Origin of the sequence: Pseudomonas sp. Q1-7 (assembly GCF_028010285.1) — a bacterium.
Taxonomy (GTDB): domain Bacteria; phylum Pseudomonadota; class Gammaproteobacteria; order Pseudomonadales; family Pseudomonadaceae; genus Metapseudomonas.
In genome coordinates, this window is the sequence record NZ_CP116304.1 from 95,442 (window position 1) to 114,006 (window position 18,565).

10 protein-coding genes and 1 pseudogene are annotated in these 18,565 nt (G+C 68.9%); 6 read left to right on the top strand and 5 right to left on the bottom strand.

Annotated elements, in window-relative coordinates:
* Positions 1 to 42: 42 nt before the first annotated feature.
* Positions 43 to 1,731, bottom strand: coding sequence for a Na/Pi cotransporter family protein (locus PJW05_RS00490; protein WP_271409999.1), 1,689 nt, complete (start codon positions 1,729 to 1,731; stop codon positions 43 to 45).
* Between the two features lie 302 nt (positions 1,732 to 2,033).
* Between PJW05_RS00490 and recC the strand changes: the two genes are divergently transcribed.
* From recC to PJW05_RS00510, 4 genes are all read left to right on the top strand, one after another.
* The gene (recC, locus tag PJW05_RS00495; RefSeq protein WP_271410000.1) at positions 2,034 to 5,279 is read left to right on the top strand and encodes an exodeoxyribonuclease V subunit gamma; all 3,246 of its coding nucleotides are present in this window, start codon (positions 2,034 to 2,036) and stop codon (positions 5,277 to 5,279) included.
* A 159-nt stretch (positions 5,280 to 5,438) separates the two neighbouring features.
* Positions 5,439 to 8,966 (top strand): exodeoxyribonuclease V subunit beta, encoded by a 3,528-nt coding sequence (gene recB, locus PJW05_RS00500; RefSeq protein WP_271410001.1) that lies wholly within the window; start codon positions 5,439 to 5,441, stop codon positions 8,964 to 8,966.
* Positions 8,966 to 10,795, top strand: coding sequence for an exodeoxyribonuclease V subunit alpha (gene recD, locus PJW05_RS00505; RefSeq protein ID WP_271410002.1), 1,830 nt, complete (start codon positions 8,966 to 8,968; stop codon positions 10,793 to 10,795). Before recB ends, recD begins: the two co-directional genes overlap by 1 nt.
* 355 nt (positions 10,796 to 11,150) lie before the next feature.
* The gene (locus tag PJW05_RS00510; RefSeq protein WP_271410003.1) at positions 11,151 to 11,600 is read left to right on the top strand and encodes a BRO-N domain-containing protein; all 450 of its coding nucleotides are present in this window, start codon (positions 11,151 to 11,153) and stop codon (positions 11,598 to 11,600) included.
* Positions 11,601 to 11,668: 68 nt separating this feature from the next.
* Here PJW05_RS00510 and PJW05_RS00515 read toward each other — a convergent pair whose 3' ends face one another.
* Positions 11,669 to 12,118 (bottom strand): phage infection protein, encoded by a 450-nt coding sequence (locus PJW05_RS00515; protein ID WP_271410004.1) that lies wholly within the window; start codon positions 12,116 to 12,118, stop codon positions 11,669 to 11,671.
* Positions 12,119 to 12,389: 271 nt separating this feature from the next.
* Between PJW05_RS00515 and PJW05_RS00520 the strand changes: the two genes are divergently transcribed.
* A complete protein-coding gene (locus PJW05_RS00520; RefSeq protein ID WP_271410005.1) occupies positions 12,390 to 14,237 on the top strand; it encodes a C1 family peptidase in 1,848 nt (615 codons plus the stop codon).
* A gap of 176 nt (positions 14,238 to 14,413) precedes the next feature.
* On the opposite strand, the gene PJW05_RS00525 is transcribed toward PJW05_RS00520, so the two are convergent.
* The 3 genes from PJW05_RS00525 to PJW05_RS00535 form a co-directional block, all read right to left on the bottom strand.
* A complete protein-coding gene (locus PJW05_RS00525; RefSeq protein ID WP_271410006.1) occupies positions 14,414 to 15,175 on the bottom strand; it encodes a TerC family protein in 762 nt (253 codons plus the stop codon).
* Between the two features lie 104 nt (positions 15,176 to 15,279).
* Entirely contained in the window at positions 15,280 to 16,587 is a 1,308-nt protein-coding gene (locus PJW05_RS00530) for a CitMHS family transporter (protein ID WP_271410007.1), read from the bottom strand.
* A gap of 259 nt (positions 16,588 to 16,846) precedes the next feature.
* Positions 16,847 to 17,776 (bottom strand): AEC family transporter, encoded by a 930-nt coding sequence (locus PJW05_RS00535; RefSeq protein ID WP_271412314.1) that lies wholly within the window; start codon positions 17,774 to 17,776, stop codon positions 16,847 to 16,849.
* A gap of 81 nt (positions 17,777 to 17,857) precedes the next feature.
* Here PJW05_RS00535 and PJW05_RS00540 point away from each other — a divergent pair.
* Positions 17,858 to 18,259, top strand: a pseudogene (locus PJW05_RS00540) (GFA family protein).
* The last annotated feature ends 306 nt before the right edge of the window (positions 18,260 to 18,565 follow it).

Sequence of the window (18,565 nt, forward strand, 5' to 3'; positions counted from 1 at the left end):
CGGATTCTGCCGAAGCCGCCCGTGCGCTGGGAAGAGCGCGATTCAGCGATGGGAGCCAATCTCCGGTTCGAGGTAGCGCGGCGCCTCGGTCGGCGCCTGCTCGTCCGTCACCGCCTCGGGCGCATCGGGATTGTCCAGCACCGCATAGGCGATGGCGCAGAACAGCGAGTTGAGGCGCTTCATGTCGCTGATCAGGCCCAGGTGCAGGGCGCTGGTCTCGATGCTCTGCACCACCTGCTGGTGCAGGCGCGCGACGTGGGCGTGGGCATAGCGCCGTTCGAGGATGCGGAAACGCTGCTTGGCCCGACGCAGGCGCTTGGCGTTCTCCTGGTCGCCATTAAGGAAGACCGACAGGGACAGGCGCAGGTTGTCCACCAACGCGTCGTGCAGGCTGACGATTTCCGCCAGGCCGTCATCGGAGAAGGCGTGGCCCTGGGCGTTCTTCTTGCTCTGCACGTCGTCGAGCATGCGCTCGATGATGTCCCCGGCCTGCTCCAGGTTGATGGTCAGTTCGATGATCTCCGCCCAGCGCCGGCTGTCGCGCTCGCCCAGGTCCTCGCGGGACATGCGCGCCAGGTACAGCTTGATGGCGGTGTAGAGGGCGTCGATATCGTCATCCAGCCTGTGGATATCCTTGCCCAGCAGCGGGTCGCCGCCGCGCAGCAGATGCAGCAGGTTGTTCAGCATCTGCTCGACGATATCGCCCATGCGCAGGGTTTCGCGCACCGCGTTGGCGAGGGCCAGGCTGGGGGTGTCCAGGGCGGCGGGGTCGAGGTGGCGCGGCTTGACCACGTCGTCCGGCTGCGGCCGGTCGGGCAGCAGCCAGTCGCAGAAGCGCGCCATGGGCACGGTCAGCGGCAGGCAGAGGGCGCAACGCGCGCTGTTGTAGAGCAGGTGGAAGGCGATCACCAGCTCGGCGTTGGAAATCGGCCAGCTGTCGATCCAGTTGGCCAGCGGCCCCACCAGCGGCAGCACCAGCGCGCAGCCGGCCAGCTTGAAGGCCAGGCTGCCCAGGGCCACGCGGCGCCCGGCGGGGTTCTGCAGGCTGCTGCTGAGCAGGGCCAGCACGCCGCTGCCGAGGTTGGCACCAATCACCAGGCAGAGCGCCACTTTCAGCGAGATCACCTTGGAAGCGGCCAGGGTGGCGGTGAGCAGCACGGCGGCCAGGCTGGAGTAGGAAATCATCGCGAACAGCGCGCCGGTGAGGGCGTCCAGCAAGACATCGCCGGTCAGGGAGGAAAACAGCACCTTCACCCCCTTCGCGGTGGTGATGGGCTCGGCGGCGGCGATGATCAACTGCAAGGCCAGGATGATCAGCCCAAGGCCGATGGCGACCCGGCCGAGCTGGCCCAGGCGGGTCTGCTTGCGCGACAGGAAGAAAATCACCCCGAAGAAGATCAGCAGCGGCGACAGCCACGACAGGTCGAGGGTCAGCACCCGCGCCATCAGCGCTGTGCCGACGTCCGCGCCGAGCATGATGGCCAGGGCCGGGGCCAGCAGGATCAGGCCCTGGGCGACGAAGGAGCTGACCAGCAGGGCAGTGGCGTTGCTGCTTTGCACCAGGGCGGTGACGCCGATGCCGGCGGCGAAGGCCAGGGACGGGCGGCGCACGCTGCGGCTGAGCAGGCGGCGCAGGTTGGCGCCGTACACGCGGAGAACGCCCGTTCGCACGATGTGCGTGCCCCAGATGAGCAAGGCGACGGCCGAGAGGAGGTTGAGCAAGGTCAGCATGGCGGCCCTCCTGGCGATTTCCAAGGCCGCTGCGTCCAGGCGCGGGCCGGCAGCGGCGCAGTCAGGCGAGTGGTGGTCATCGTTCGACCGTCGCGGTCCTGGCTGATGACCGCTGTTCGCCTGGCATTCAGTTCATGTGACAAGTAAAGCCTGTCTGCATGGATTCTGCTCGTTACCGATCAAGGGTTTGGCGTGCAAAGCTGAGGTGGATTCCTTAAGTGCACCGCAACTCGCGCATTAGGGGCGACCGGCGGCCAGCGCGGCTGCTAACCTGTGCCGACCTCAAGGACACGACGCCCGCCATGCTCAACCTCTACCACGCCAACGACCTGGAAAGCCTCGGCGAGCTGGCCTGCACCCTGCTCGCGCAACCCCAGCAGGACCCGCTGGCGCCCGCCCGTGTGGTGGTGCCGAGCCAGGGCATGGGGCGCTGGCTGACCCTGCAACTGGCGCGCAAGCAGGGCATCGCCATGCACCTGGATATCCAGCTGCCGGCGCGTTTCGTCTGGGACGTCACCCGCCTCGGGCTGGGCGAGCTGCCGCCGCAATCCGCGTTCAACCCGGTCACCCTCGGCTGGCGCCTCTACGACTGGCTCTGCGAGGCCGACAACCTCGCCCGCGCGCCGCGCCTGGCGCAGTACCTGGACGGTGGCGACGAGCGCCGCCGACTGACCCTGGCCACCCGCATCGCCGACGTCTTCGACCAGTACCTGCTCTACCGTGACGACTGGCTGGATGCCTGGGAACGTGGCGAACGGCTCGACCTGGGTGCCGACGAGGAATGGCAGGCCCTGCTCTGGCGCGAACTCACCGCCGACGGCCACCCCCACCGCGCCCGGCTCTTGGGCGACCTGCTGGCCCGCCTGCATGACGGCACGCCCGTCGAGGGCTTGCCCGAGCGCCTGGTGGTGTTCGGCATCAGCAGCCTGCCGCCCCATCACATGCGCGTACTGGAAGGCCTGGCGCGGCATTGCGAAGTGATCCTTTTCGCCCTCAACCCCTGCCGGGAAGCCTGGGGCGATATCCGCGACATCCGCGAGCTGGCGAAGCTGCCGGAGCCCGGCATCGACGACTGGTACCTGGATGTCGGCCACCCGCTGCTGGCCAGCCTCGGCAAGCAGGGCCGCGACTTTTTCGACGCCCTCTTCACCCTCGGCGGCCAGGAGATCGGCGTCTACGCCGAGGACGAAGACCTGCACGACAGCAGCCTGCTGCGCGCCGTGCAGAACGACATCCTGCGCCTGCGCACACGGCGCCCCGAGGAACGCATGGTCCTGGGCGAGGATGACCGCTCCCTGGAAGTTCACCTCTGCCATTCGCCCCTGCGCGAGGTGGAAGTGCTGCACGACCAGTTGCTGGCGCGCTTCAAGGCTGACCCCAGCCTCACCCCGGACCAGGTGGTGGTGCTGACCCCCGACATCGAACGCTACGCCCCCTACATCGAAGCCGTGTTCGCCCCCCGCGAAGGCGTGCCGCGCATACCCTTCAGCCTCGCCGACCGCAGCCTGCGCGCCGAACTGCCGCTGGTGGAAGCCTTCCTCGCCCTGCTGGAACTGCCCCAGAGCCGCTTCGCCGCCGAGGAACTGCTGGCCTGGCTGGAACAGCCAGCCCTGGCCACCCGCGCCGGTATCGAGAACGAAGACCTGCCGCTGCTGCGCGACTGGCTGCGGGACGCCGGCGTGCGCTGGGGCCGCGATGGCGCCCACCGCGCGCGGCTGGGGCTGCCGGAGGAAGGCGCCTTCAGCTGGCGCCAGGGCCTCGACCGCCTGCTGCTGGGCTTTGCCGCCCCGCCGCAACTGGCCGGCGACGCCCCGCCCCTGCTGGGCGACAACTGGCCCCTGGACGCCCTGGAGGGCGCCCGCGCGCAACTGCTTGGCCGCCTCGCCGGTTTCGTCCAGCGCCTCGGCGCACTCGCCGACGACATGGCCCGCCCGCGCCCGCTGGCGGACTGGGCGGAGACTCTGCAAGGCCTGATCGACCAACTGTTCGACGAACGCGAAGCCGGCGACACCTTGCTGCTGCTGTCCCAGGCCTGCGGCGCCCTGCGCGAGCAGGCCGAGGCCGCCGGCATCCAGCGCCCGCTGGAGCTGGCGCTGGTGCGTCAGCACCTGGTCGCCGCGCTGGACCAGGGCAGCGGCGCCTCGGGCTTCCTCACCGGCGCCGTGACCTTCTGCACCATGGTGCCCATGCGCAGCCTGCCGTTCCGCCAGGTCTGCCTGCTCGGCCTGGACGACGGCGCCTTCCCGCGCCGCACCCCGGCCGCCGGCTTTGACCTGATCACCCGCAAGCCCCGCCGTGGCGACCGCGCCCGGCGCCTGGACGACCGCTACCTGCTGCTGGAAACCCTGCAATCGGCGCGCGACGGGCTCTACCTCAGCTTCGTCGGCCGCGACCCCCGGGATAACGCCCACCTGCCGCCCTCGGTGCTGGTCAGCGAGCTGCTGGAAACCATCGACCTCACCGCCAGCGCCGGTGAGCGCAAGGCCAGCGAGCGCGTGCTGGTGGCTCATCCACTGCAGCCCTTCGCCTCGGCCAACTTCGCCACAGGCCAGCAGGCCGGTTTCGCCGCGCCCTGGTTCCGTGCCGCCCAGCGTCTGGCCGAACCGCCGCAAGCGGCCGCCGCGCCCTTCGCCCTGCCCTTGCCCGAGCCGGATGCCGACTGGCTGACCCTGGAGCCCTCGCAACTGATCCAGTGCTTCCGCCACCCGGCGCGCTTCCTCCTCGAACAGCGCCTAGGCCTGCGCCTGGCGGAAGCCGAAGAAGCCCTCGCCAGCGACGAGCCCTTCAGCCTCGAAGGCCCGGCCTGGCGCGGCTTGCGCCAGCTGGCCCTGGATGCGGTGGAGCGCGGCTGGACGGAAGAAGACGAGCGTCGCATCGCCCGCGCCGCCGGCTGGCTGCCGGTGGGTGAAGTGGGGCATGCCCTCTGGGGCCAGCTGCGCGGCCCGGTGCGCGCCTTTGCTCCGCGCCTGTTCGAGGCCCGCCCCGACGCGGTGCCGCAACCGCTGCTGGTGGATGTCGAACTGGCCGGCGTACGCATCCACGGCTGGCTCGACGGCGTCACCCCGGAAGGCCTGTTCGGCTGGCGCCTGAACCGCCTCGGCGAATGGGAGCTGGCGCCCTTCTGGCTGCGCCACCTGCTGCTCAACCTGGCGGCGACGCCGGGCATCGCCCGCGACAGCCGCCTGCTGTCACCGGCTGGCGACTGGCAGGCCGGCCCGCTGGCCAACGCTCGCGAGCTGCTGGAGCCCTGGCTGCACGCCTACCGTGAAGCTCTGTGCACGCCCCTGCCCCTGCTGACCAAGGCCAGCTACGGCTTCGCCCACGGCCTGCGCAAGCCCGGCCGCAAGGAACCCCTGGTCGCCGCCCGCGACAAGGCGCGCGTGGCCTGGGAGGGCATCGACTTCGGCCCCATTGGCGAGTCCCGCGACCCCTGGTACGCCCTGGCCTTCCGCGACCGCGAGCCCCTGGGCGAACGCTTCGAACAACTGGCCGAAACCCTGCTCGGCCCGGCCCTGGATGCCCTGGCGGGAGACGATGATGAGGATTGATGCCGTGCGCGCTCTTGGGGGCGAATCCATCTGTAGGGGCGAATTCATTCGCCAAGCGGGCCGCAGGTCCGCCCGCCGGGACTTCGCGAATGCGCCGGCATCCCTCACCCCAACCCTCTCCCGGAGGGAGAGGGGGCAGTCCGTGTCGGAGGGCCGCCCATGAGCCTCGACCTCCTCAAGGACCCCTTCACCGGCCGCAGCCTGATCGAGGCCAGCGCCGGCACCGGCAAGACCTGGACCCTCACCGCCCTTTACGCGCGGCTGCTGCTGGAGCGCCAGCTCAATGTCGGGCAGATCCTGGTCGTCACCTACACCACCGCCGCCACCGCCGAGCTGCGCGAGCGCATCCGCGCGCGGCTGGCGGCCCTGCTGGCCATGTACGAAGGGGCGCCGGCGCCGGACCCGGTGCTGGCCGGGCTGCATGCGCAGTACCCCGGCGAAGACGCCCACCGCCGCCTGTTGCTGGCGGTACACGGCTTCGACGAGGCGGCCATCTTCACCATCCACGGCTTCTGTCAGCGCGCCCTGCAGGACGCCGCCTTCGAGGCCGGCGGCGACTTCGACAGCGAACTGGCCACCGATGACCGCGAAGTACTCGATGCGCTGCTCGCCGATCTCTGGCGCCGCGAGCTGGCCGACGCCGAGCCGGCCTGGGCGCGTTTCCTGGCGCAGAAGCGCATCACCCCCGCCTGGCTGCGCCAGCGCCTGCGCTCGCACCTGGGCAAGCCCTACCTGCGCATCGAGCCCCAGGGGCTGGAGACGGGCGACCTCTCCGCTGCCGGCGAGGCCTGGAGTCATGCCCAGGGCTTCTGGCAGCGCCAGGGCGCCGAGTGCGTGGCCGCGCTGGCGCAGCTCGATGGTCTCAACAAGCGCAGCTACGACGCGGCCAGGTTCGCCCTCTGGCAAACCGAGCTGGACGCCTACTTCGCCGACCCGGCCGCCCTCTTCGCCCCGCCCGCCGGGCTGGAGAAGCTCGGCAGCGAAGCGCTCGCCAAGGCCACCAAAAAGGGGTTCGACGCGCCCGAGCATGCCGTCTGTGCCGCCTTGCAGCGGCTGTTCGAGGCCCTGGAAGAGGCGAAACCGGCTGGCGAGGCGCGCCTGATCGCCCTGCAGGTGCGGCTGATCGATGCGCTCAACCAGGAGTTGCCCGCGCGCAAGGCGGCCCAGCGCCTGCTGGCCTTCGACGACCTGCTCAACCGCCTCGACGACGCCCTGCGCGGCCCGGCCGGCGAGGCCCTGGGCCAGGCCCTGCGGGATCGCTACCCGGTGGCGCTGATCGACGAGTTCCAGGACACCGACCCGGTGCAGTACGCCATCTTCCATCGGGTTTACGAGCAGCAGGGCGACCTCTGTTTCGTCGGCGACCCTAAGCAGGCCATCTACGCCTTCCGCGGCGCGGACCTGGCCACCTACCTCAAGGCGCGCGAGGAAGCCGCGCGGCAGTACAGCCTGGACACCAACCACCGCTCCACGCCGGAACTGATCGCCGCCCTCAACCGCGTCTTCGACCGCCCCCTGCCCTTCGCCGAACCGGGCCTGGACTACCCGCCCGTGGGCGCCAGCAGCAAGGCCCGCGCGCAACTGGTGCTGCCGGAAACCGGCGCGCCATTGGCGCTGGTGTGGCTGGGCGACGAGCCCCTGGGCAAGGGCGAGGCCGGTGACGCCGTGGCCACCGATACCGCGCGGCGCATCGCCGGCCTGCTGGCCGCGAGCGGCCGGGGCGAGGCTTATTTCGAGGAAGATGGCCAGCGCTCGCCACTCAAGGGCGGCGATATCGCCGTGCTGGTGGCCAGCCACCGCCAGGCCGGCGACGTGGCCGCCGAACTGGCCGCCCGTGGCGTGCCCAGCGTGCGCCGGGGGCGTGACAGCGTGTGGCACAGCGAAGAGGCCGAGGAGCTGGCGGCGGTGCTGGCCGCCTACGCCGAGCCCGGCCGCGAAGGCGTGCTGCGCTATGCCCTGTCCACCCGCCTGCTGGGGCGCGACGCCCAGCAACTGGCGCGCTGCCAGGACGACGAGCACGCCTGGGACGAAGAGCGCGAAAACGCCGAGCGCTACCACCAGCTCTGGCAGCAGCAGGGCTTCATGCGAGCCTTCCGCGCCTGGCTCGACGAACAGGGCGTGGCCGAGCGGCTGATTGCCCTGCCCGACGGCGAGCGGCGCCTGACCAACCTCCTCCACCTGGCCGAACTGCTGCAAAGCGAAAGCCTCCAGCGTCCCGGCCTGGAACCGCTGCTGGCCTGGTTCAACGCCCAACGCGCGGCCGAAAGCCACGGCGACGACGCCCTGCTGCGCCTGGAAAGCGATGCCGAGCGGGTGCAGATCGTCACCGTGCACACCAGCAAGGGCCTGGAGTATCCGCTGGTGTTCTGCCCTTACCTCTGGGACGGCGCGCTGCTGCGCCGCGATGAGGACATCACCTGCCACGCCGAGGACGGCACGCCGCTGCTCGACCTGGGTGGTGACCACTTCGACGAACACCGCGCCGGCGCCCGCCGCGAACGCTTTGCCGAGCGCCTGCGCCTGGCCTATGTGGCCCTGACCCGCGCGCGGGATCGCCTGTGGATTCACTGGGGGCCGGTGGCCGTGCCCAAGCCGAAGAAGGACGGCGAACTGCCGGAAGACGGCCTGCACAGCTGCGCCCTGGCCTGGCTGCTGCACGGCCGCGAGCTGGCGGACAGCGATGTGCTCGGCGCCCTCGCCCGCCATCTGGCGGGCGGCGACGGCGCCGCGCTGCGCAAGGAACTGCAAAGCCTTGCCGCCAGCAGCGACGGCCATATCGCCCTGGTACCGCTGCAAGCCGAGGAGGCCAGCGCCCAGGGCGAGTCCCGCGCCTTGCCACCGGCCGCCCTGGCCAGCCTGGACCGCACGCTGGCCAGCGCCTGGCGGGTGGGCAGCTTCTCGGGCCTCGCCGCCGGCCTGCATATGGAAGCGCCGGACCGCGACAGCCTGGCGGTGCCGTCCGCCAGCGAGCCGGGCAGCGGCTTCTTCGCCTTTCCCCGTGGTGCCCGCGCCGGTACCTGCCTGCACGCGGTGCTGGAAGACTGGATGCGCGGCGAAGGCGAACTGCCGGCGCTGGTGCAGAAGCACCTGCAGGGCCACGGCCTGCCGGACAGTTGGACGGAGATCGCCAGCGCCCACCTGCAAGGCGTCCTGGATACCGACCTGGACGGCCAGGGCCTGCGCCTCTCCAGCCTGGCGGCCAATCGCCGGCTGCCCGAGCTGGGCTTTACCTTCCCGGTGGCCGGGCTGGACGTCGGCCGCCTGCGGACGATCCTCGCCGACCCCGCCCACGGTCTGCCGGAGGTCATGCGCATGGCCGCCGAGCGGCTGGAGTTCGACACCCTCAAGGGTTTCATGAAGGGCTTCATCGACCTCACCTTCGAGCACGCCGGGCGCTGGTACATCGCTGACTACAAGTCCAACTGGCTCGGCCCGGACGCCGGCTTCTACGGCGGCGAGCGCCTGGAACAAGCCATCGCCGCCGAGCATTACCACCTGCAATACCTGATCTACCTGGTGGCGCTGCGGCGCTTCCTGCGCCAGCGCCTGGCCGGCTTCGGCAGCGAACAACTGGGCGGCGCCTGGTACCTCTTCCTGCGCGGCATGCCGGACGCCGGGGTGTTCTTCCATCGTCCCGCCGACAGCCTGCTGGATGCGCTGGACCTGCTGTTCGAGGAGGGCCGCTGATGAGCCTGGCCGATTGGGCCCTGGGCCCGCTGGAGCGCCATTTCACCGAGAGCCTGCAGCGCCTCGACCCGCAGGCGCCGGACGCGGTACTGGCCGCCGCTGCCCTCTGCTGTCAGGCCCTGGGCGATGGCGACGTCTGCCTGCCCCTGGCGCGGATGGCCGGGCAGGCGCTGTTCGTCGAAAGCGGCGCTGGCATCCAGGCCCCCGCCCTGCCCGCCTGGCTGGCCGCCCTCGAAGCCTCGCCCCTGGTGGCCGCACCCGGCGGCTACGCGCCCCTGACCCTGGATGGCGCCCGCCTCTACCTCAGCCGTTACCACGCCTATGAGGCGCACCTGGCCGACAACCTGCTGCGACGGGCCAGCGCCCGGCCGGAGGTGGACGAGGCGCAGTTGGGCGAATCCCTCGCCCGCCTGTTCGCCCGCAACACCCAGCAGCCGGACTGGCAGCGCATCGCCGCCGCCCAGGCGGTGCGGCGCAACCTGGCGGTGATCTCCGGCGGCCCGGGCACCGGCAAGACCACCACCGTCGTGCGGCTGCTGGCCGCGCTGCTGGAGCAACCGGGCGGCCAGCGCCTGGCCATTGGCCTGGCCGCGCCCACCGGCAAGGCCGCCGCGCGCATGGCCGAAGCCATCCGCAACGCCAAGGCCGAGCTGCCGGTGAGCGACGCCATCAAGGTCGCGCTGCCGGAGGAGGCACGCACCCTGCACCGCCTGCTGGGCAGCCGGGGCGACAGCCCGCACGTGCGCCACCATGCCGACAATCCGCTGCCGCTGGATGTGCTGGTGGTGGACGAAGCCTCCATGGTCGACCTGGCGCTGATGGCCAAGCTGCTCGACGCCCTGCCGCCGCAGGCGCGGCTGATCCTCCTCGGCGACAAGGACCAGTTGGCGGCGGTGGAAGCCGGCGCGGTGTTCGCCGAACTCTGCGAAGGTCGTGGCCTGGATGCGACGGCGGCCGCCGACCTGACGCGCATCACCGGCCAGCCGGTGCCGCTGGAACAACCCCGCTCGCGCCTGGGCGACGCCGTGGTGCTGCTGACCCACAGCCACCGCTTCGCGGGTGACAGCGGCATCGGCGAACTGGCCCGGCGGATCAATGGCGGCGATGCCCGTGGCACCCTGGAACTGCTGCGCGGCGGCCACCCGGACCTGGCCTGGAATGCCACGCCGACCCCGGCCGGCCTGCTGGAACGGCTGGAAGCGGGTTACGCGCCCTACTTCGCCGCTGTGCGGGCGGCCGACCCGGCGTCGGCCTTCGCCGCCTTCAATGGCTTCCGCGCCCTGACCGCCCAGCGTGAAGGGCCCTGGGGCGTGGGCGGCATCAACGAGGCACTGGAGGCGCGCATCAAGCGGCGCCTGAGCATTCCCGCCCGCGAGCGCTGGTATCCGGGGCGGGCGGTGATGGTGCGGCAGAACGACTACGCCCTGGGTCTGTTCAACGGCGATATCGGCCTGTGCCTGAACACCCGCCACGGCCTGCGTGTGTTTTTCGAAGGCGACGAGGGTTACCGCCCCTTCGCCCCGGCGCGTCTGCCCAGCCACGACAGCGCCTTCGCCATGACCGTGCACAAGAGCCAGGGTTCGGAATTCACCGAGGTGCTGCTGGCCTTGCCGGAGCAGCCCAGCCCCCTGCTCAGCCGTGCGCTGTTCTACACCGGCATCACCCGGGCGAAGAAGAAGGTGGAAATCTGGGGCCTGCCGGCGCGGCTGACGGAGGCGGTTGCCACCCGCGCCGAGCGTGCGGCCGGGCTGGCCGAGCGCCTGGGCGCGACGGTGCAACGCCCGGCCACACCCCCGGCACGGGATCAGGACCAGCTGAACCTGTTCTAGGGTGGGTCATGGCCTCGGCTTGCCGTGGAAATTTCCCAAACCCTTTTCCCGGCCTTGTTCCCACCTGCCCACCTCCCTAACGTGCCCCGGTCGCGGCCAACGCCGCGACCGGGTTTGACGACCTGAGGCAAGCGGCGCGATGGCGCCTACGGGGCCTGCGAGAAACGGCGGACGTTTCTGGCAGGCACCGGCTCACATGCAGTTTTCCCGGCTGCATCATCTAATGGCGGATCGCGTGGGGAGACCTTCGCGGTCTGCCGGTTCCGTTTGCCCGGTTCGTCAACCCCACGCGATTCGCCACCCTTCGTTTGACGACGAGGGGTGGCGAACCTGACCCGCGAACGGAGACGCACCCATGGATGATGCCTACACCCCCATGTTCTTCCACCGCCACGATCGCCCCCTGTGCGGCGTGATGATCGACAACCAACCCTGGTTCTCTGCCTACGACTTCGCCCGGCTGCTGGGGCTGCACCATCCCCAGGCGCTGCACCGGCGCGTGCGGCCCCACGAAACCCGACGGGTGCGCATCCGCTATGCCAGCGGCCATGAGGAAGAGATCCATGTCATCAACGAGGCCGGCCTCTACAAGGGCCTGCTGCGCTTTGGCCACCCGGAATGCCGGCAGTTGGATGAATGGCTGACGCGGGAAGTGATCCCGACCCTGCGCGACCAGCATTCCCTGTACGGCGCTTCGCCCCGTCGCGTGGTGCTCAGCTGGCAGTCCCAGCGGTTGATGTTGCTGGAATGGCAAGGCGAGTTGTGGATGCCCTGGGAGCAGGTGCCGCGCTTCGTCGATCACTGAGCGGCACGGCAAACCCATCAATGAAAAAGCCCGGCAATCGCCGGGCTTCTGGGTGGCCTGTGTCTCGATCAGCCGACGCGCTGGGCCTGCAGCAGGCGGTCGGAACCGCCTTCGGCTACATCGAACGCCTTGGTGCGGTCGGAGCCACCTTCGGCGACGCGGAAGCCAGGAGTACGGTCGGAGCCGCCTTCGGCGACGCGGAAGCCAGGGGTACGGTCGGAGCCGCCTTCGGCGACGCGGAAGCCAGGGGTACGGTCGGAGCCGCCTTCGGCTACGCGGAAGCCAGGAGTACGGTCGGAACCGCCTTCGGCGACGCGGAAGCCAGGGGTACGGTCGGAGCCACCTTCGGCCACGCGGTCCAGAACCATGAAGCCACCTTCAACGGCCACCGGCTCGATGACCGGGCGGGTGGTGCTTTCCTTCGACTCGCCCAGGACCGTATGAGAGCCGACAGGAAGGGCGAAGACGGAGGTGCTCAGGGCGGCGATGAACAGGGCGGCAAAGGCTTGGGTTTTCATGATCGTGGGCTCCTCGTGGGGGCTGGAAACCGGGTACGGGGCCAATGTTACGGATGGGCTGATGATTAAAAAGTGATCACTCGCGATAGGGATCATCAACACAATCGATAGTCTTGAAAGGCCATGTAAATCAACGGCTTGCAAAATATCCGGCGAACATTCGGATGGCTGTCCGTGGTGGGCGGCCGCGCCATTCGTCTGCAATCCAGCCTGGCGGTGCAATGGGGTCAATCCTTGCCTGTGCAGCCCCAACCCGGACAAGGAGGTCAGCATGGCCAAGCGCCCCGCCCCCGCCAAACCCCGCAAGAAAGCCGTTGCCAAGCCGCTGGATGTTCGCCGCGATTCCATGGACTTCCGCGATCTCACCTATTCGGCCTCGCTGTCCCCGCTGCCGGACGAGCTCTACCCGGACTGGCCGTTGCTGCACATCCTCGACCAGGGCGAGGAAGGCGCCTGCACCGGTTTCGGCCTGGCCGCGGCGGTCAATTACCTGCGCGGCCGGCAAGGCCTGGAGGGTCGGGTGAGCCCGGCGATGCTGTTCGCCATGGCGCGTCGTTATGATCAGTGGCCGGGGGAGAACTACGACTACAGCAGCGCCCGTGGCGCCATGAAGGGCTGGCACAAGCACGGCGTCTGCCTGGACGGCAGCTGGCCGCTGACGCACAAGGACGGGCTGACGCCGCTGATCCAGCAGGAAGCCCAGGACATCCCCCTGGGTGCCTACTTTCGGGTCTTCTCGCGGATCAACGACGTGCAGGCCGCGCTGCGTGACGTGGGCGTGCTGTTCGCTTCGGCGCGGACCCACGAAGGCTGGCGGGCGCCGCGCCGTGGCGTGATCGACTGGAAGCCGGATGCGCCGGATGTCGGCGGTGGCCATGCCTTCGCGATCATCGGCTACACCCGCGACGGCTTCCTGGTGCAGAACTCCTGGGGAACCGACTGGGGCGGGTATCGCTACGGCCAGTCGACCCAGGCGGGGGTGGCGCTGTGGAGCTATGCCGATTTCGAGTGCAATGTCTGGGATGTCTGGGTGGCGCAGTTGGGGGTCAGGGTCAATCACGGGATCACCGATACCGCCACCCGCTATGTTTCCGATGGCGGCACCGCACGCCTGGCGTTGCTCGGCCCGCCGCAGGAAGCCATCTACCTGCACTACCTGCACATCGATGACGGCCAGTTCGACGGCCTGGGCCAGTACGCCTCCGACCTGGCCCAGGTCGAGGCCATCATTGAAGAGCTGCAGCACAGCAAGCCCCGGCACCTGCTGTTGTATGCCCACGGCGGGCTGAACAGCGTGAATGCCTCGGCCATGCGCGCCTTCAAGTGGCGGCCGGCGTTCCGCGACAACGGCGTGCACGAGCTGCATTTCATCTGGGAAACCGGTCTGTTCGCCGAGCTGGGCGACATCCTCCTGAGCAAGCTGCCACTGGTAGGACAGCGGGTCGGCTCGGTCAGCTCCTGGTGGGACAACCAGATGGAAAGCCTGGCGCAGCCCCTGGGATTTGCCCTCTGGCAGGAGATGAAGCTGGACGCCGAACGGGCCTTCCAGCGCCGTGCGGCCGGCATGCTGGCGCTGCAGCGCCTGCTCGGCTGGCTGGCGGCCCAGGGTGCCCAGGCGCCCAAGGTGCACCTGGTAGGGCACAGCGCCGGCGCCATCTGGCATGCACGGTTGCTGCAGGCCTGGCAGACCCTGGGCGGTCCGGTTATCCACAACCTGCTGCTGTTCGCGCCGGCCTGCACCCTGGCGCTGTACGAAGCCACCTTCCTCAAGGCGCTGGGCCAGGGCATCCGCCAGCAGACGCTATTCGTGCTCTCGGACCAGGCGGAGCAGGAGGACAACGTCGCCGGGGCCTACCGCAAGTCGCTGCTCTACCTGGTGTCCAATGCCCTGGAAGACAAGCGCAGGCGGGTGCCGCTGCTGGGCATGCAGAAGTTTCTGCCGCCCAGGCAGCCCGCGGGCAGCACCCTGGTGGTGTCCGCCAGCAGCAGCCCGGACAGCCGCAGCAGCAGCCACGGCGGCTTCGACAACGACCCGCAGACCATGGACTGCCTGCTCCAGCGGGTGCTGGGCAGCGGCAGCTTCCGGGGTTTCAAACCGGAGGAGTTGAAGGGGTATTGAGGGGAAGCGCGCGATCCCTTGTGGGAGCGAATTCATTCGCGATGGGCAGCGCAGCTGCACTCTGAGGAGGGCTAAAGGCAGGCCTTCGGCCTGCTTCGCGAATGAATTCGCTCCTACAGGTAAGCCGTGCGCAATGAAAAACGGGGCCATTCGGCCCCGTTTTTCATTGCTTCGGCTTACTGCCCAGGAATGTCCTTGCGCAATTTCACCGGGTCTTCCTTGCGGCCACGGGCGATGCGGGCGCGGATGTTCAGCGCCTCCACGGCCAGGGAGAAGGCCATGGCGAAGTAGACGTAGCCCTTTGGCACGTGGACTTCGAAGGATTCGGCGATCAGCACGGTACCGACCACGACCAGGAAGGAGAGGGCCAGCATCTTCAAGCTCGGGTGCTTGTCGATGAAGTCGCTGATGGTGCCGGCGGCCAGCATCATCACCAGCACGGCGACGATGATCGCGGCGACCATCACCGGCACGTGGGAGACCATGCCGACGGCGGTGATCACCGAGTCCAGGGAGAACACGATGTCGATGATGGCGATCTGGACGATGGTGCCGATGAAGTTGCGCGCCGCGCCTGAGGCGGGGGTCGCTTCTGTTTCATCTTCGCCTTCCAGGCTGTGGTACATCTCGGTGGTGCTCTTCCACAGCAGGAACAGGCCACCGAAGAAGAGGATCAGGTCGCGACCGGAGATGCCCTGGCCGAACAGATGGAACAGGTCGTTGGTGAGTCGCATGATCCAGGTGATGGACAGCAGCAGGGCGATCCGGGTGACCATCGCCAGCGCCAGGCCGAAGAAGCGGGTGCGTGCCTGCATATGCGGCGGCATGCGCCCCACGAGGATGGCGATCATGATGATGTTGTCGATGCCGAGGACGATTTCCAGGGCGGTCAGGGTGAAGAAGGCGACCCAGATTTCCGGGCTGGTCAGCCATTCCATGATGCGTTGATCCTCGCAAGTTTCTTGGTCTAGGGATGGAACATGAACAAGCCGGAAAGAGCTTACGCAGTTTCCGGCTTGTTCAGCGTGTCATTCAGCGGCTGTCAGTGGGACCCGAAGAGCGGGAACACACCCAGTAGCAGGGCGGCGAGGAGGATACACAGGCAAACCATCACCGCCCACTTCAACGTGAACCGCTGGTGATCGCCGAATTCCACCTTGGCCAGGCCCACCAGCAGGTAGGTGGAGGGCACCAACGGGCTCAGCAGATGCACCGGCTGGCCTACGATAGAGGCCCGCGCCATCTCCACCGGGCTGATGCCGTAGTGGCTGGCGGCCTCGGCCAGAACCGGTAATACGCCGTAATAAAAAGCGTCGTTGGACATGAAGAAGGTGAACGGCATGCTCACGATCGCGGTGATCACCGCCATGTAGGGGCCCATGGACGGCGGGATGACCGCCAGCAGGCTTTTCGACATGGCGTCCACCATGCCGGTGCCGGACAGGATGCCGGTGAAGATGCCGGCGGCGAAGATCAGCCCGACCACCGCCAGGACGTTGCCGGCGTGGGCGGCGACCCGCTCTTTCTGCTGTTGCAGGCAGGGGTAGTTGACGATCATGGCGATGCTGAAGGCGATCATGAACAGCACCGGCAGCGGCAGCAGGCCGGCGATCAGGGTCGCCATCAGGGCGGCGGTCAGGGCCGCGTTCACCCACAGCAGTTTCGGCCGGCGGGCTTCCGGGAACTGCGACACGCTGATCTCGTCATGGTTGAGCTGGTCGTCCGGCAGGTGCAGCACGCCGAGGCGCGCGCGCTCGCGTTTGCCGTAGGCCCAGGCCAGGCCGAACAGGGCCAGCGCGCCAGCGGCCATGGCCGGAATCATCGGCACGAAGATGTCCGACGGGTCTACGTGCAGGGCGCTGGCGGCGCGGGCGGTGGGGCCGCCCCAGGGGGTCATGTTCATGATGCCGCCGGCGAGGATGATCAGGCCGGCCATGATCAGCGGGCTCATGCCCAGACGGCTGTACAGCGGCAGCAGGGCGGCGACGCAGATCATGTAGGTGGTGGCGCCGTCGCCATCGAGGGAGACGATCAGGGCCAGGGCGGCGGTGCCCATGGAGACCTTCAACGGGTCGCCTTTCACCAGTTTGAGGATCTTGCGCACGGCCGGGTCGAACAGGCCGGAATCGATCATCAGGGCGAAGTAGAGGATGGCGAACATCAGCATCACGCCGGTGGGGGCGAGCTTGCCGATGCCTTCCAGCATCATCGGGCCGATGCCCGCGGCGAAGCCGCCGATCAGGGCGAAGGCGATGGGGACGATGATCAGGGCGATCAGGGCGGACAGGCGCTTGGTCATGATCAGGTACATGAAGCAGATGACCATGGCAAAGCCGAGCAGAGTCAGCATGGCGGTTCTCCGGGCGTGATTCGGGCGGGGCGGGAGGGATCAGCGCGCGGCTGGAGACGTGCGGAGGGAAGACGGAAGGGCGCCGGAGCGGCGGCAGGAACGAAGCATGGCGATCACCAATCTTGTTGTTGTCGGGGTACCGGTCTGCGCCGGGAGTGGCGTGGATGCTAAGCCCGCAACCTTTCATCCAGCTTTCGGCGGTGATCGCTGCCGATTGTATGGGGATTCTTCGACGAACGGCGCTCAGGCCACCTTCGGCTCAGGTGGCGAGAAGCTGCATCACCAGCAGCAGGCTGCCGGCGGCGAGCAGCGTCTGCAGGGTGATGAGGCCGGCCATCAGGTGGCTGTCGCCGCCCAGCTGACGGGTCAGCACGTACGCGGTGGGCGCGGTGGGCAGGGCGAAGAACAGCACCAGGATGCTGCTTTCCATGGGCGGCAGGCCGAGCGCGCGGGCCACCAGGAAGGCGAGGGCGGGCATCGCCAGTAGCCGCAGGACGCAGTTCCAGGCCAGTGCCGGCACTTCCCCGGCCAGCTCCTGCGGGCGCAGGGCGGCGCCAACGCAGAGCAGGCCCAGGGGCAGGCTGGCCACCGCCAGCAGGTTGAGCAGGCGGTCGCTGCCGCCCACCAGGCCGAAGCCGGCCAGGTTGAACAGGGCGCCGGCCAGGCAGGCGAGGATCAACGGGTTCTTCACCACCGGCAGCAGCAGGCCGCGCAGGGTGACGCCGCGTTCGGCGGTCAGGGCCCAGACCGACATCAGGTTCACGGTCGGCACCATCAGCGCCAGCATCAGCGCGGCGATGGCCAGGCCGTCCTTGCCATGCAGGCTGCCGATGGCGGCCAGTCCCAGGTAGGTGTTGAAGCGCAGGATGCCTTGGGTGATGGCGCCGAACCGCGACGCCCCCCAGCCCAGCAGGCGCCGCGCCAGAAGCAGGGCGGCCCAGCCGATGCCGAGGCCGAGGAATACCGCCACGGCCAAGCGTGGCAGCGCGGGGTTGTCCAGCGGCGCGCTGGCCAGGCTGCTGAACAGCAGGGCGGGGAACAGGATGAAATAGTTCAGGCGCTCGGCGGCAGGCCAGAAGGTTTCGCCGGGGAAGTCCCAGCGGCGCAGGAGGTAGCCGCCGACGATCAGGGCGAAGAGCGGCCAGAGGGCTTCGAGAAGGGTGAGCACGGCGACATCCCGGTCAGGCAGGTGACGAGCATCTTCTGCATCCGGGCGATGTTGCGCAACCGCCTGCTAGGGTAAAAGACAGCCCGGACCCGGAGATTCGCCATGGCCGAACTGCATACCGGCGGCTGCCATTGTGGGCAGTTGCGCTACGCCGTGGACGCCGCGCTGGACAACGTCGCCCACTGCCACTGTTCGATCTGCCGGCGCACCACCGGTGGCATCGTCACCACCTGGGCCACCGTGCCCCGGCAGGGTTTCCGCTGGACCCAGGGAACGCCCGCCGAATACGCCTCGTCCGCGAGCTGCATCCGCTACTTCTGCAACCGCTGCGGCAGCCAGCTGGCGCTGTTCACCCGCCTCAGCCCGGACACCCTGGACCTGACCATCGCCACCCTGGATCGGCCGGAGCAGGCCCCGGCGGACCGGCATATCTAGGTGAAGAACCGCCTGCCCTGGCTCAGCCTGGACCCGCAATTGCCGGAGGAGGACGAGGAGCAGCTGTGAATCGCGGCGTCCGGATGAACCGCGAATGGTGGATCGATGAAGCGTGATCCACCCTACGACGGCACCAGCCTCGGATTCATGGACGTGCGTAGGGTGGATGTCGCTTTTCACATCCACCCGCGGCGTTCGGATGACCCGCGAATGGTGGATCGATGAGGCGTGATCCACCCTACGACGGCACCAGCCTTGGATTCATGGACGTGCGTAGGGTGGATGTCGCTCTTCACATCCACCCGCGGCGTTCGGATGACCCGCGAATGGTGGATCGATGAGGCGTGATCCACCCTACGACGGCACCAGCCTTGG

Coding starts and splice junctions, on each gene's coding strand:
- PJW05_RS00490 (WP_271409999.1), bottom strand. CDS start 1,731: ATGCTGACCTTGCTCAACCTCCTCTCGGCCGTCGCCTTGCTCATCTGG.
- recC (WP_271410000.1), top strand. CDS start 2,034: ATGCTCAACCTCTACCACGCCAACGACCTGGAAAGCCTCGGCGAGCTG.
- recB (WP_271410001.1), top strand. CDS start 5,439: ATGAGCCTCGACCTCCTCAAGGACCCCTTCACCGGCCGCAGCCTGATC.
- recD (WP_271410002.1), top strand. CDS start 8,966: ATGAGCCTGGCCGATTGGGCCCTGGGCCCGCTGGAGCGCCATTTCACC.
- PJW05_RS00510 (WP_271410003.1), top strand. CDS start 11,151: ATGGATGATGCCTACACCCCCATGTTCTTCCACCGCCACGATCGCCCC.
- PJW05_RS00515 (WP_271410004.1), bottom strand. CDS start 12,118: ATGAAAACCCAAGCCTTTGCCGCCCTGTTCATCGCCGCCCTGAGCACC.
- PJW05_RS00520 (WP_271410005.1), top strand. CDS start 12,390: ATGGCCAAGCGCCCCGCCCCCGCCAAACCCCGCAAGAAAGCCGTTGCC.
- PJW05_RS00525 (WP_271410006.1), bottom strand. CDS start 15,175: ATGGAATGGCTGACCAGCCCGGAAATCTGGGTCGCCTTCTTCACCCTG.
- PJW05_RS00530 (WP_271410007.1), bottom strand. CDS start 16,587: ATGCTGACTCTGCTCGGCTTTGCCATGGTCATCTGCTTCATGTACCTG.